Source organism: Bergeyella cardium, from assembly GCF_009914665.1.
Taxonomy (GTDB): domain Bacteria; phylum Bacteroidota; class Bacteroidia; order Flavobacteriales; family Weeksellaceae; genus Bergeyella_A; species Bergeyella_A cardium.
In genome coordinates, this window is record NZ_CP029149.1 from 784,956 (window position 1) to 798,336 (window position 13,381).

Consider the following 13,381-nt stretch of genomic DNA (forward strand, 5'->3'; position numbering starts at 1 on the left):
CTCAAAAATACTAAATTTAATTTTCAATTTTATATGCAAAAGATACAGGATTTACAGGACAAACTCTTCTTCGAATGTAAGAATATATTAGACAGTATCTCCAAAATTTCAACAAAAGAAGAGCTCCTGATAAAGCACGATTTATTTCTGGAACTCACCAATAGAATCACCGTATTAAAATTCATTGAGAAGAATGAAGCCGACCTCACTCCCAATGTAGAAAGCAATGAAATCCTAAACACCCACCTCCCTTCCCCTGAAGAATACCCCGAAGAACCAGACAACAAACCCGAACTGGAAGAAGAGGTTATTTTTAATAATGAACTCAACGAAATCAGCATTGAAGAGACACCCTCTATCGATATTCAATTCCTCAACCCTGAAGAAACTCAGAATGTAGAGGAAGAAGTATTAATTGAGACAGAAACTCCCCAAGAAATAGAGGAAGTAACCCCTCAGCTGGAGGATGAAAAGCCTATGACGCATACAGCAGAAGAGACCTCAGAGCCTCAACACAAAAATGAAGAGACGCTCCAAGAAGAAATAGAGGAAGCAATAGAAAATATAGAAGAGTCGACTGAAGAAAACATAGAGGAAAATGAAAGCGAGTATCCTACCGAGAAGAAAATAAAACTCGCGAAAATAAAACCCCTAAGCCATATTGAGCCTCTCTTTAATGAAGAGACATTAGAAGAAATCACCGAGCAAAAAGCAGAACAGCATCAAAATAAAAAAGCAAGGAGAGAATTTGCCTTAGACCTAAATGACAGGATTGCCTTTTCTAAACACCTCTTCGATGGTAGCCAAGTAGAGCTGAATGAAGTGGTAAAAAAACTCAATTCCTTTGACGATATAGACAGTGCAAAAGAGTTTCTCAGCGATATGTACTACGAAAAAAACTGGGATAAAGTAGATGAAATAGCACAAAGACTTTGGTATCTTGTAGAAGATAAATTTATGTAACCTTAGAACGAATAAATCGAGATGATAAAGGATATTTCCAACTTCCAGAATGTGTTTTTTATTGGGATTGCAGGTGTCGGTATGAGCGCCATAGCCCAGTACCTAAAAGGTATTGGTAAGGATGTTTCGGGGAGTGACCGATATTTCCACCCCGATGAGTTTAACCCTACCAAAAACCTACTGGAAGCTGAAGGTATCCAGTGCTTCCTGCAAGATGGCAGTGGCATCTCCGAGGATACGGACTTAGTCGTAGTTTCCACCGCGATAGAAGATACCGTCTTTGAAGTTCAGAAAGCAAAAGCACTCAGCATTCCTATTATCAAGCGGAGTGAGCTCCTCGCCATCATTGCACAAAGCAAGAAAACAATTGCCGTAGCAGGCACTTCGGGTAAGAGTACCACTTCTGCTATGCTCTATCAGATTTTGAACGATGCAGGTTTATCACCGAGTATTATCTCTGGTGCAGGGCTTACGAGTCTTATCAAGCAAGGAAAAATAGGCAATGCTGCCGTAGGAAAAGGCGAATGGCTCATTATAGAAGCTGATGAAAGCGATGGCTCCGTAGTGCAGTACAAACCAGAGATTGGGCTCCTCCTGAATATTGATAAAGACCACCAAGAGATTGATGAGCTCATCCAGCTTTTCACGATTTTTAAAGGGAATACCCATCATCGTTTTATTGTAAATCAGTCCAATTTATTAGCTAAGGACTTGTCTTCGGATAAATCCTCTGATTTCGGTTTTGAAACTCCAGAAGCGGGCTATTGCATCACCGATTTTCATCAAGAGGGTTTTCATCTCAGCTTTAGAATCCAAAACCAAGTCTTTGAAATGAATGCTATCGGTAGGCACTCGGCGGAAAATGCTGCTGCAGCCATAGCCGTTGCCCACAGCGTAGGTGTGAGTTTGGAGGTCTGTGCCCAAAGCCTTGCCCAGTACGAGGGTATCTACCGCAGGCATCAGATTCTGGGGCAGAAGAATGGCGTTTGGGTAATTGATGACTATGCCCATAATCCTGCAAAATGCGCTTCCAGCATTAAGGCTTGCCAGCTCGTTGCTGGTGAGGGCAGGCTTATCACTTGGTTTCAGCCACACGGCTACAAACCTACCCGATTCCTAAAACAGGATTTTATAGATGAAATATCCGCAGCCCTCCGCCCACAAGATGAAATCCTGATGAGTGAAATATTCTACGCTGGCGGTACTGCCGTAAAAGATATTTCTGCTAATGACCTCGTCTTAGGCATTAAAGAAAAAGGAAAAAAAGCATGCTTTATAGAGCACAGAGCAGAGATTATCCCTTACCTTTCGCAACACCTACACAGTGGCGACATCCTCCTCCTAATGGGTGCCAGAGACCCAAGCTTAGAAACCTTTGCAAAAGAGGTTTTTAATGGGCTTCTGGCTAATAGCTTTTAGCTTTTGGCTAAAAAAATGCGTGTTTTCAACTGCTCAAATCATCAAGTTTTTCATCAATTTTTTGCGAAATTAATAATAAAACAAGCTGAAACAGCGTAATAATTTATATTTTTAATCTTGCCCATATTGCGTGTGTAATTCACAGACCTGCGAACATCTTGATTCACCTTGCTAACATCATCGGAGGTCTCCGACAATGTTGATTCACCTTGTAATGAATTTTCAAATTTCTATACCTTATATATATAAGGTGTAAAATAATTGCCCCTCGTGCTAACGAGTGCATCACCTGCAAGGTGTACCGAAAAAAAAGCCCTCTATGAGGGCTTTTATCAAGAAGTAAAGGTGCTACCAATGATAGCTTAAAGTGTTCTGTATCGTTTGAAGGCTTGCTCGGTAAGGTATTCCCTGTCGTCTGGGTGAGCGATGTCTATAAGCGCCTTTGCCCTTTGCCTGAAATTCTTACCATAGAGGTAGGCTACGCCATACTCAGTAACTACATAGTGGATATGCCCTCGGGTGGTAACTACCCCTGCACCTTCTTTGAGGGTTGGGACAATTCTTGGGAGGCCTTTTTTGGTTCGGGAGGTGATTGCCATAATCGGCTTACCGCCCTCGCTCAGTGCTGCACCGCGCATAAAATCTACCTGACCCCCGATACCGCTGTACTGATAAGTCCCAATAGAATCTGCACATACCTGCCCCGTAATATCTATCTCTATCGCAGAATTAATGGCGTGGAGCTTCTTATTTTTCATAATTTGGATAGGGTCATTGGTATGCCTTACATCCATAAATACTACGGCTGGGTTATCATCCACATAATCGTAGAGCTCCCTCTCACCAAAGCAGAATGAGGTTACCGTACGGTTATTATGAAGCCCCTTATACTTATTATTTACGATATCGTTTTTAATGAGGTCTATCACCCCATTGCTGAGCATCTCTGTATGTATCCCGAGGTCTTTATGGTTGTTTAAATAGAGCAAAGTAGCGTCTGGAATAGTACCGATACCCATTTGTAGGGTAGCCCTGTCGTCTATAAGCCCCGCAATATTTTGCCCAATTTTCATTTCTATATCGGTGATTTTTGAGCGATAGTCTATGGTGAGAAGCTCGGATTCGTGGAGGACAGCCTTAGTAAATTTTGTATAATGAATCAAGCCCTGACCGTGGGTCTTCGGCATTTTAGGATTCACCACTGCGATAATCTTTTTGGCAAGATCTACTGCACTTCTGGTAACATCTACCGAAGTTCCCAAAGTACAATAGCCGTGCTTATCTGGCGGGGAAACGGTAACTACCGCCACATCCAGAGGCATTACATTCTGGAAAATAAGCGGTATCTCGCTAAGGAATGCGGGGATAAAATTGCCCTTACCTTGATTAACACCCTCGCGAAGGGGTGAGGAAACAAAAAAAGAATTCATTATAAAACTATCCTCATACTGAGGCTTAGCAATCTCTATGTCCCCTTGCAAGGTAATGGAGACTACTTCTACATCTTTCAAACGCGGTGCCTGTCTTGCCATTTCATCTATGATAACGGTAGGCGTACAAGCTGATCCGTGGAGGAATACCCTCTCTCCGCTCCTAATTTCGGAGACAGCTTCTTCAATGGTTGAATAATTTATCATAATGCGTAAAAAATTATTGGGATAAATATACAAATTTATCCCAATAAGCCAAATCCTTATATATTAACTCACTCCCATACCGAAACGGCATCATAAAATTCATCTTCCATAATACCCAATTGCTGGCAGAAATACTTTGCACCATCTATGTCTTTTAAAATCTCTTTATCTGATAATGCGATTTTAACCTTACCAAAGTCGGTATTCAATACGGAGGAAGAATCTGAAATTTGAGCATCTGGAGCTTTGTAGCCCATCTTCCTGAAATAGTTGAGGGACTGATATACGGCGTGCTCCAAAGGCATTACAAAGTCTGGATAAACCAATATTCCCCCTTGGGTGATGCTGACAAGCATATCCGAATAGTTCTCTGTCTGCGATTGGCTCCCTATAAAGATAATCGTAGGTGGGAAATGCTGAGGAGCATTAGCATCATCGGTTTCCAAGATGAAAAAATCTTTTCCATTGAGGATAGCCTCTCCCGAACTCACATAATCATATTCTTTTTCGTGATAGTCCAAAACATAGCGTATAAGCTGTGAGATTTTGGGATGCAAGCCGAAAAGTATCACTCGGGTTTTGCCTTCCGAAAGCGCTGAGAGTTGTTTATAATCCACTTTTATTAAGGTTGTATTTGAGTTTCCTGTTGTTTTTTTAGTTCTTGCTCCTTATCGTACTGGTGCAGTAGATTGAAGTCTTCGGTTTGCTCTATGGCAATCATTATTTTATCTAAAATATCCTGCGTAGATTCGTTTTCATAGTCTAGTTCTAAAGGTTTTTTAAACTCCATTGTCGGTTTTACGCCTGTAACTTTCAGTTTGAGGCCTTTTTTATCAAACGCCCTTCTGAAGCCATTAATTTTAATCGGCACTACGATGGGTTTCTGGCTTTTTACGAGCTTGGCTGTTCCCTTTCTACCCTGTGCAAAAGCAGAAGTAGTCCCCTGTGGGAAGGTAATCACCCAGCCATTATCAAGGGCTTTCATAATATTCTCCACCTCGCTCATATCTACCATACGATTTACATTTTTACCTTCGGAGCGCCAGGTTCTCTTTACAGTAACGGCTCCTGCGACCTTAAAAATCCGCGCCAGCAGGCCGTTATTCATCGTTTCCTTTGCTGCTACATAATAAAAATCAACCTTTGGATTAAGAAGGTAGATTGGATTTTTTATGGTATTGAGATAGCCATTATTCACTGCACAAAACGCATGATACATAGCTGCCACATCGGCAAAATAGGTTTGATGATTAGAAACGAAGAGTACATTGGTATCAGGTAAATCCACCAAATTTTCGCTTCCTGATATTTTCAGTTTATTAAAACCATTGAACCTACGATAGGAAATAAGCCCAAAGATGAAAATGATTAACCTTTTCAAGAAATAAGGCGTACCAAATGCATCAAAAAAGATATTTTTCTTAGCCATTAGAATAATTAGAGTGCCAAATTTACAAATTTTTAAGCAAGTGCCTAAGCTCGGAGAGTATCATAGAAGTCGCTCCCCAGATGATATGATTTTTAAATTGAATAGCGGGTACTTCGGTATTTCCCGCAGAAGGAAGCGCCATTAATGTTGGAGGTTCTGGCTGTATGAGCAGCTCAGAAACGGGAAATTCTATCAGCTCTACGGCTTCGGATTTTTGGAGTTTGAAAATAGGGTTTCGCTTGGTATAAGAAATAAAAGTATGCACATAGAAGTTGCTCGGCTGCACATAAATAGGCGAAAGACGCCTAATAATGCGGATGTAGTGCCTGTCTATTCCCATCTCCTCATTTGTCTCTCGGATGGCGGTCTCCTCAAAGCTAAGGTCTCCCTCCTCATACTGCCCACCAGGGAGAGATACCTGCCCGCTGTGGGTATCATGTATATTCTTTGAGCGGAGCATTAGCGGAAAGTACCACTCACCATCCTTTAAATAAAATAAGATATTGACGGCTGCCTGCTTCGGATTTCTTTGCAGAATCTCATCATAGGTATAGACGGGGCGGTACGGTGGCGAATACAACCGATGCGCCTCCTCTCCCCAAAGCTCCTGTGCTTTTATTTTCTTTACTAAATCTATCATTTGTTTTTTAAGCGAGGAAAAGCCTCTGCTAATTCATTCTCACCTCTCTCTTATAGAGGTTGTAGGGCTGAAGCCCCTCTTTCTCTACTACCAACTGTCCCTTTTGAGTACAAGAAAAACGAACAATACCTTTTGCTATACCAAAGCCTCCTTCATTATAGAGGAAATAGATAAGCCTTGTAAAAGGGTACTTCATCTCGGTAAGGTTTTTCCCCTCTGGGAAGATACGCTGCCCCTCAGACTGCACAGGTAAGATTTTCACTGAGTTTCTGAGCTCTTGCATTTGCTTATTATATTGTCTGCTGATGGTATTCAGGCTTATAACTCCAATCTTATCGGGGTGCTTTTCCAAAGTTTGGATTACATTTTCATTACCATTCATCACATAATACTTCAATTCCGAAGGTTTATGCCCAATTTTATCCGAAATAAAATTCAGATTGCTGGAATTATTCCCATCAAATACAAAATTCTTCTTATCTGAAAGCAGTTCTGCCTTTATTTCTTCAACCGAAATACTTTCTCGGGCTGAGTTTTTATGGGTAATGAAAAGCACTGCATCGGCAGCGAAATAATCAGGTTGAAACTTCGTCTCCATAATCTGTTCATACTCCGATTTTTCTTTCTCAGTCAATGGTTTTGAAATAGCGATGAGCTTGGCTTCATTTTTCATTAGCCTTGAAAGAGCTAAGTCTTCTTTCATTACCTCTACACTTACTTCTGTTTGTGGGTAGCGTATCATATAGGCATCTGCCAACGCCTCTACTAAGCTTTTAAAGGAGTCATCTGTAAGTATGGTGATTTTACCTTTATTGAAATCTATCATTTTCTCTTCTTTTTTTGAACAGGAAATGATGAGGAGGAAGATGAGACTAAAAACGGGAAGAATTTTTTTCATTTTTGTTTTTCCTAATTTTATAAATAGCTCTGAGTATTCTGAAAATACCATAGGCGATGAGCAGTGCCCCCAAAGCATAAGCAGTGGTGGTTTCCAAACGATTGATAAAAAATTTGTATGTGATAACGACGACTCCCATTACGATATAGAAAAAGCCCGTTACCAATGATAACCAGTTAAACATCATAGCCACAAAAATAATAAAAAAAGAGAAGCCCTAAGACTTCTCTCTCTATAAATAATTATAAAAATTATTCAAACTGCATTGTAATTGGGAATCTGTATCGCGATCTTACCGCTTGCCCATTTACTTTACCTGGATTCCACTTCTGCTTAATGGACTTAATGGTTCTTTCTGCTTCTTTATTAAATGCTGTATTTGAACCCGTAGCCTTTACGCTGGAAATGGTTCCATCTCTCTCTACCACGAAGGTGATTTCTGTTTTTACAGTACCCTCACCTTCCATAGATTCATTATCAAAATTCTCTTGGAACTTTCTACGGAAGCCATTGAGCCCTCCACCTGTAAATTCCGCCTCCTGATCTACGGTTTGATAAACTTCAGTAGTAGAAACTTGTGGTTTTACTTCCACTGTAGTGCCTTTTCCTGTACCGGATGGCGGTGGTGGCGGTGGTGTATAGCTTGATGGCGCTTTTACCCCCTCTTGATTCACCGCTCCAGTAGTGGTTTGTGTTTGCACACTGATTGGTGGCGGTGGAGTTTCTACCTTAGGATCTTTTGTAGGCTCTGGAACCAAGTTTTGAATAATCTCCTGCTGAGGAGGTTCTTCCTGCTGAGGTGGTGGCGGTGGCGGAGTATCTTCCGGTTCTTCTATAATTTCCTCCTCTTCTGGCAGGTCATCTTCTATATTGATTAATACAGAATCTACCTCCTTTGCTGCTGGAGCTGTAAGTCTCTCAATCGTTACATAGATAAGAGGAGTAAGCGCCAATACGAGGAAAAGAACCGTACCGATAATAAATGACTTGGTCAATATCTTAGCATAATTAAATCTAAGGTCGTATGCACCATAGTCTTTATTTCTGTTTTCAAATACAATTTCATCTAAAGACAGATTTTGTTCATTGTATTGTATATCATTAGCCATAATCGTCTATAATTAAGATTAGTTTGCAGATGCAGGATTTCCTGCTTTTTTATCATAAATTGGCTTTTCCCAAGTCTTGATTTCGGTTACACCGTATCTTTCATTACCTGTAATCGCCATTTCATCTAAAAGATCTACAAAGTTTTTATATACCGCATCATCTGTAGGCTTAATGATAACTGTAAATATACTTTTATCTTTAGCCTTAGCCTTAGCTTGCTCAATTACTTTTCTTACCCCCTCACGGTCAAAGTTGGTCTCCATAAGGTTTTGCTCATTTAGACTTTCTTTGTCTTGCTGGTGGTAGAAAATTCTATCGTCTTTACCCAAAATCAGAGATATGGAATTTGATAAATCAATTTCTTTCTTTTCCAATTGTTGAGTTTCATCTTTTGGTTTTGCAGGTAATCCTAAGTCCATTACATTAGGCTTGCTAAATGTAGTGGTAAACATAAAGAATGTAATCAATAGGAACCCCAAGTCTACCATCGGGGTCATATCTACCCTCGTGCTCTGCTTCTTGGAGCGGACTTTACCGCCCTTTCCGCTATCTTCTTTTACTTGTACTTCTGCCATTTCTCAATTCTTTATTTAGTTAGATTCCTGAGTTGTAATCAACCAAAACTGGAGGAAATTAATCTCTCTCAAACCTTCAAAGAGGTCTTTTACCTTAGGGTATTTGGTATTCACATCGCCTTTTACTGCCATTTTATAGCTACCATTTACATTAAGGCTTTGCTGTACCCAGTCGATTAATTCTCTCTTTGTACTATCGAGCGGAATTCCGTCCGCTTTCACATTTTTCTGCTCATCTTCTGAAAGCTCTAAAAAGCCTTTTAGTTTAGACATTGGTACTCCAATAGCTGTAACCTTAGTGAATGCTACTTTATTTTCATCTGTAAAATTCACTTTATATTTCTCTCCCATAGCTTCGAGGAGTTTTATTCTTTCTGAACCATTTTCCACAGGCTGGAAGTAGAATTTTCCTTCCGGGGTTATATTAATGGTCATCAAACTCGCATCTGGGAGTAGCTTTTCTGAAATAGAAGATGGCGGTTTTATCTGCTCCACATCAGGTTTTTTAAACTGTGTGGTGAGGATAAAGAAGGTCAGTAACAGGAAGGCAACATCACACATCGCCGTCATATCTGTTACTACACCGTGTCTTTTTGGTTTTATTCTCGCCATTATTCTTTTGGATTTTTATTTAACTTATAAACTTCAAGTAGGCAGATTCTTAGTTGAATTCTGCAAAAGATTGCTGGATAGACATTGATATTTCATCAATTTTATAAGTCATTCCATCAATTTTAGAAGTAAAGAAGTTATAAAGGATAATCGCAATCGCAGAAGTACCAATACCTAATGCAGTATTAATCAATGCTTCTGAGATACCGATAGAAAGAGCTGCTGCATCTGGCGTACCACCACCTGAACCTAATGCGTGAAACGCCTTAATCATACCGATTACGGTACCGAGTAGCGCCACAAGCGTAGCCACTGTACCAAGAGTGGAAAGAATCATCATATTCTTTTCAAGCATTGGCATTTCAAGGGTTGTAGCTTCCTCAATAGACTTATTAAGTGCAGCCATTTTTTGTTCTTTATTTAGGGTTGTGTCTTTAGCTAATGCCTTATAAGTTGTAAGCCCTTCTCTCACCACATTTCCCACAGTACCTTGCTGTCTGTCGCATTCTTCAAGAGCTTCATCAACTTTGTTTTGATTAAGTAAAGACCTTACTTTTATTACGAAAGCATCAAGACTACCTTTACCTTGTGCTCTATTTAAAACGAAAAATCTTTCGAAAGAGAATACAATTACGGTAATCATAAAGAGAATAAGGATGTGTACAACAGGTCCCCCCATATAGATAATCCCCATAAAGCCTTCTGGTGTTAATTCCTTAGATTCCACATCAGCCAAAGCTACAGAAGCACCTGTAAGTCTTGGATCAGCTTTAAAGTTTCCTGGATTACCTAATACGAAAACATAAATAGATAATGCAATTACATAAAGTATTGGTAAAATAATCGCGGGGTTAAGACCTCCTTTTTTCTTTTGAGCCACTTCTACAAGCTCGTTTGAAACATTCATTTCCATAGTTAAACTAAAATTATAATTATTATTTTTATCTTTTTTTGAGGGCGTAAAGTAAAGTAAAAAAAAACTTATACTCCAAATATTTAAAGCAATATTCAGATAATTTTACCTAACAAATACTTAAAAACCCATTATTATATCTACAATTTAATCCTCTTTTTTTTCTAACTTTTGTCAATTAGACAATAATCAGTATAAAATTAAAAATATTACGGCTTATTTTTATTGATTAAGCAATCACCAAAACCCCTGCATTCTTATACCACAATATTGATAATCTTCTTAGGAACTACGATAATTTTCTTGGGTTGATTACCGTTTAATTGCTGAATAACCCGCTCGTCTTTCACTACCAATGCCTCTATTTCCTCTTTGGAAAGCGCAGCAGAGAAAGGCAGTTTAAACCTCATCTTACCATTAAAACTCACAGGATATTCTATCTCATCTTCCACAAGGTAGCTTTCGTTAAGTACAGGGAAAGGCACAAAATCCACGCTTTCGCTATGCCCCAAAAGGCTCCAAAGCTCCTCGCAAAGATGCGGTGCATACGGCGATATAAGTACAGCCAAGGGCTCTAATATCTCTCGTTTGTTGCATTTCATCTTTTGAAGTTCGTTAACCGCAATCATAAACTGCGATACTGAGGTATTAAAGGAGAAATGCTCTATATCATACACCACTTTCTTGATGAGCGTGTGGAGGACTTTCAGTTCGGGTTTGGTAGGCGCTTCGTCGGAAACAGAGAACGCATCCCCATCAAAATAGAGGTTATAGAACTTTTTAAGGAAGCCATATACCCCGCTTAGCCCCTGAGTATTCCAAGGTTTTGACTGCTCGAGTGGCCCGAGGAACATCTCATACAGCCGCAAGCAGTCAGCTCCATATTCTTCGCAAATATCATCGGGATTTACTACATTATACTTGGATTTAGACATCTTTTCTACCTCTCTCTCGGTAATGTATTTACCGTCTTCAAGTATAAATTCTGCATCATTAAACTCCTTTCTCCACTGTTTGAATTTCTCAATATCCAGTTCATCACTCGTACCTTTTAGTAATGATATATCAATATGTATCCTTTGGGTGCTATAATCTTTGGAAAGCCCTTTTGATACGAACTGATTTGTTCCCTCTATTCTATACACAAAAGCACTCATCCCCAAAATCATCCCTTGGTTAATCATCTTTTGGAATGGCTCGGAATGGGAGATAAAGCCTCTATCGTAGAGGAACATTGTCCAGAATCTGGAGTATAAAAGATGCCCTGTAGCGTGCTCGCTTCCGCCAATGTAGAGATCTACCTGCCCCCAATAGTCGGAAATCGCCTTATCACAAAATGAATCTTCATTATGAGCGTCCATATATCGGAGGAAGTACCAAGAGCTCCCTGCCCAGCCTGGCATCGTGGAGAGTTCTAATGGGAAAGCCCTATCCCCTGCCTTTGATGGGTCTTGTGGAGCGGGAACTACACATTGATTAATCTCATCCCAATACCACGCTTTTGCATTGCCGAGTGGCGGGTCTCCATCTTCTGTTGGAAGGTATTTCTCCACCTCTGGAAGCTCGAGAGGGAGGGCTGAAACAGGCAGAGTATAAGGCACACCATCTTCGTAATAGACAGGCACGGGCTCTCCCCAATACCTTTGGCGGGAGAATATCGCATCTCTTTGTCGGTAATTGGTTTGTCGTTTCCCTGCATTATGGCTCTCCAAATACTTAAGCACGGTATCGGTAGCTTTATTAAAATCGGTTTCTCCATTGAGGAAGTCGGAGTTCTGATAAATCATCCCCTCCTTATTCGTATAAGCCCCGTCAGAAAGGTCTTTATCAAATATATTTTTAATACTGATATTAAAGTGTTGAGCAAAGGCATAGTCTCTATCATCACCGCAAGGGACAGCCATTACGGCACCTGTACCATAGCCTGCAAGCACATAATCTCCAAGCCAAATAGGAATAGGCTCTTGGGTAATCGGATGCTCGGCATACGCCCCAGTAAAGACCCCAGAGATGTTCTTCACATCTGCCATTCTTTCGCGCTCGGAGCGTTTGGAGGTAGCTTCAATATATTCCTCCACCGCCTGCTTCTGCTCGGGAGAGGTAATGAATTTTACAAGCTGGTGCTCGGGAGCGAGGGTAATGAATGACACCCCGAAAATCGTATCTGGTCGAGTGGTGAAGACTTCTATATACTCCTCCGTACCTTGCACCTTGAATTTTACAGATGCTCCTTCGGATTTCCCAATCCAGTTCCTCTGGCTTTCTTTCACGGCTTCTGACCAATCCAAGCCCTCAAGACCTTTTAATAATCTATCGGAATAGGCTGTGATGCGCATAGACCACTGCATCATTTTCTTTTGGAATACGGGATAGCCTCCTCGTTCGGACTTACCATCTTTCACCTCATCATTTGCGAGTACAGTACCGAGCGCAGGGCACCAATTAACAGTAGTCTCGGCACGATACGCCATACGATAATTGAGTAGGATTTCCTGCTTTGTGGTTTCGGTGTAGGCTTTCCACTGCTCGGCAGAGAAATCAAGTGCCTCAGATTGTGCTGCGAAAAGCCCCTCAGTACCGTGCTTCTCCAAGTGCTGAACGAGCGTGCTGATGCACTCCGCCCTATCATTCGCCTTATTGTACCAAGAGTGGAAGAGCTGAATAAATATCCACTGCGTCCATTTATAATACGAAGCATCTGATGTGCGGAGCTCCCTACTCCAATCAAAGGAAAAGCCTATCTTACGGAGCTGCTGCTCGTATCGGTTGATATTCTCTTTAGTGGTAATGGCTGGGTGCTGCCCCGTCTGTATCGCATACTGCTCGGCAGGGAGACCAAAGCTGTCGTACCCCACAGGATGCAGCACATTATACCCCTGATGCCTTTTAAATCTCGCATAAATATCACTCGCAATATACCCCAGTGGATGCCCTACATGCAGCCCCGCACCCGATGGATAGGGGAACATATCCAGTACATAGTACTTGGGTTTCTTGCTGTTGGTGGGTTGGCTGGCATTAAAGGTCTGGTGCTCCTGCCAATACTTCTGCCATTTTTTCTCTATCTCTTGGTGATTGTAAAACATTTTTTGGTTATTTAAGATACAAATTTAATATTTTAGAACAATATTGAAAGTCATCGTAAAAGCTATACAGTCTTAATTTTCATTGACCCAACACGGTAG

13 protein-coding genes are annotated in these 13,381 nt (G+C 40.7%); 2 read left to right on the forward strand and 11 right to left on the reverse strand.

The window, feature by feature from the left end; all coding sequences use genetic code 11:
• Positions 1-33: 33 nt before the first annotated feature.
• Together DBX24_RS03595 and DBX24_RS03600 are read left to right on the forward strand one after the other, a co-directional pair.
• Positions 34-963 (forward strand): DUF8457 domain-containing protein, encoded by a 930-nt coding sequence (locus tag DBX24_RS03595; RefSeq protein ID WP_160224009.1) that lies wholly within the window; start codon positions 34-36, stop codon positions 961-963.
• 21 nt (positions 964-984) lie between these two features.
• Positions 985-2,382 (forward strand): UDP-N-acetylmuramate--L-alanine ligase, encoded by a 1,398-nt coding sequence (locus DBX24_RS03600; protein ID WP_160224010.1) that lies wholly within the window; start codon positions 985-987, stop codon positions 2,380-2,382.
• A gap of 362 nt (positions 2,383-2,744) precedes the next feature.
• Here DBX24_RS03600 and DBX24_RS03605 read toward each other — a convergent pair whose 3' ends face one another.
• The 11 genes from DBX24_RS03605 to leuS all read right to left on the reverse strand — a co-directional run bounded on the left by DBX24_RS03605 (position 2,745) and on the right by leuS (position 13,282).
• Positions 2,745-4,019, reverse strand: coding sequence for an acetyl-CoA hydrolase/transferase family protein (locus DBX24_RS03605; protein WP_160224011.1), 1,275 nt, complete (start codon positions 4,017-4,019; stop codon positions 2,745-2,747).
• A gap of 68 nt (positions 4,020-4,087) precedes the next feature.
• Positions 4,088-4,636 (reverse strand): hypothetical protein, encoded by a 549-nt coding sequence (locus DBX24_RS03610; protein ID WP_160224012.1) that lies wholly within the window; start codon positions 4,634-4,636, stop codon positions 4,088-4,090.
• A gap of 5 nt (positions 4,637-4,641) precedes the next feature.
• On the reverse strand, positions 4,642-5,448 hold the full coding sequence (locus tag DBX24_RS03615; RefSeq protein ID WP_120488334.1) for a lysophospholipid acyltransferase family protein: 807 nt from the start codon (positions 5,446-5,448) through the stop codon (positions 4,642-4,644).
• 22 nt (positions 5,449-5,470) lie between these two features.
• Complete coding sequence (locus DBX24_RS03620) at positions 5,471-6,088, reverse strand: NUDIX hydrolase (RefSeq protein WP_160224013.1); 618 nt, start codon at positions 6,086-6,088, stop codon at positions 5,471-5,473.
• A 28-nt stretch (positions 6,089-6,116) separates the two neighbouring features.
• Positions 6,117-6,986 (reverse strand): PstS family phosphate ABC transporter substrate-binding protein, encoded by an 870-nt coding sequence (locus tag DBX24_RS03625; RefSeq protein ID WP_185150756.1) that lies wholly within the window; start codon positions 6,984-6,986, stop codon positions 6,117-6,119.
• A complete protein-coding gene (locus DBX24_RS03630; RefSeq protein ID WP_309568998.1) occupies positions 6,961-7,173 on the reverse strand; it encodes a DUF308 domain-containing protein in 213 nt (70 codons plus the stop codon). The genes DBX24_RS03625 and DBX24_RS03630 overlap by 26 nt, the downstream gene beginning before the upstream one ends.
• A gap of 64 nt (positions 7,174-7,237) precedes the next feature.
• Positions 7,238-8,095, reverse strand: coding sequence for an energy transducer TonB (locus tag DBX24_RS03635; protein ID WP_160224014.1), 858 nt, complete (start codon positions 8,093-8,095; stop codon positions 7,238-7,240).
• A gap of 18 nt (positions 8,096-8,113) precedes the next feature.
• Positions 8,114-8,671 carry a biopolymer transporter ExbD gene (locus tag DBX24_RS03640; RefSeq protein WP_120488329.1) on the reverse strand — a complete coding sequence of 186 codons (558 nt, stop codon included), beginning with the start codon at positions 8,669-8,671 and terminating at the stop codon, positions 8,114-8,116.
• A gap of 15 nt (positions 8,672-8,686) precedes the next feature.
• Positions 8,687-9,283 carry an ExbD/TolR family protein gene (locus DBX24_RS03645; RefSeq protein WP_120488328.1) on the reverse strand — a complete coding sequence of 199 codons (597 nt, stop codon included), beginning with the start codon at positions 9,281-9,283 and terminating at the stop codon, positions 8,687-8,689.
• A 49-nt stretch (positions 9,284-9,332) separates the two neighbouring features.
• Entirely contained in the window at positions 9,333-10,196 is an 864-nt protein-coding gene (locus tag DBX24_RS03650) for a MotA/TolQ/ExbB proton channel family protein (RefSeq protein ID WP_160224015.1), read from the reverse strand.
• 257 nt (positions 10,197-10,453) lie between these two features.
• On the reverse strand, positions 10,454-13,282 hold the full coding sequence (leuS, locus tag DBX24_RS03655) for a leucine--tRNA ligase (protein WP_160224016.1): 2,829 nt from the start codon (positions 13,280-13,282) through the stop codon (positions 10,454-10,456).
• Between the last annotated feature and the right edge of the window lie 99 nt (positions 13,283-13,381).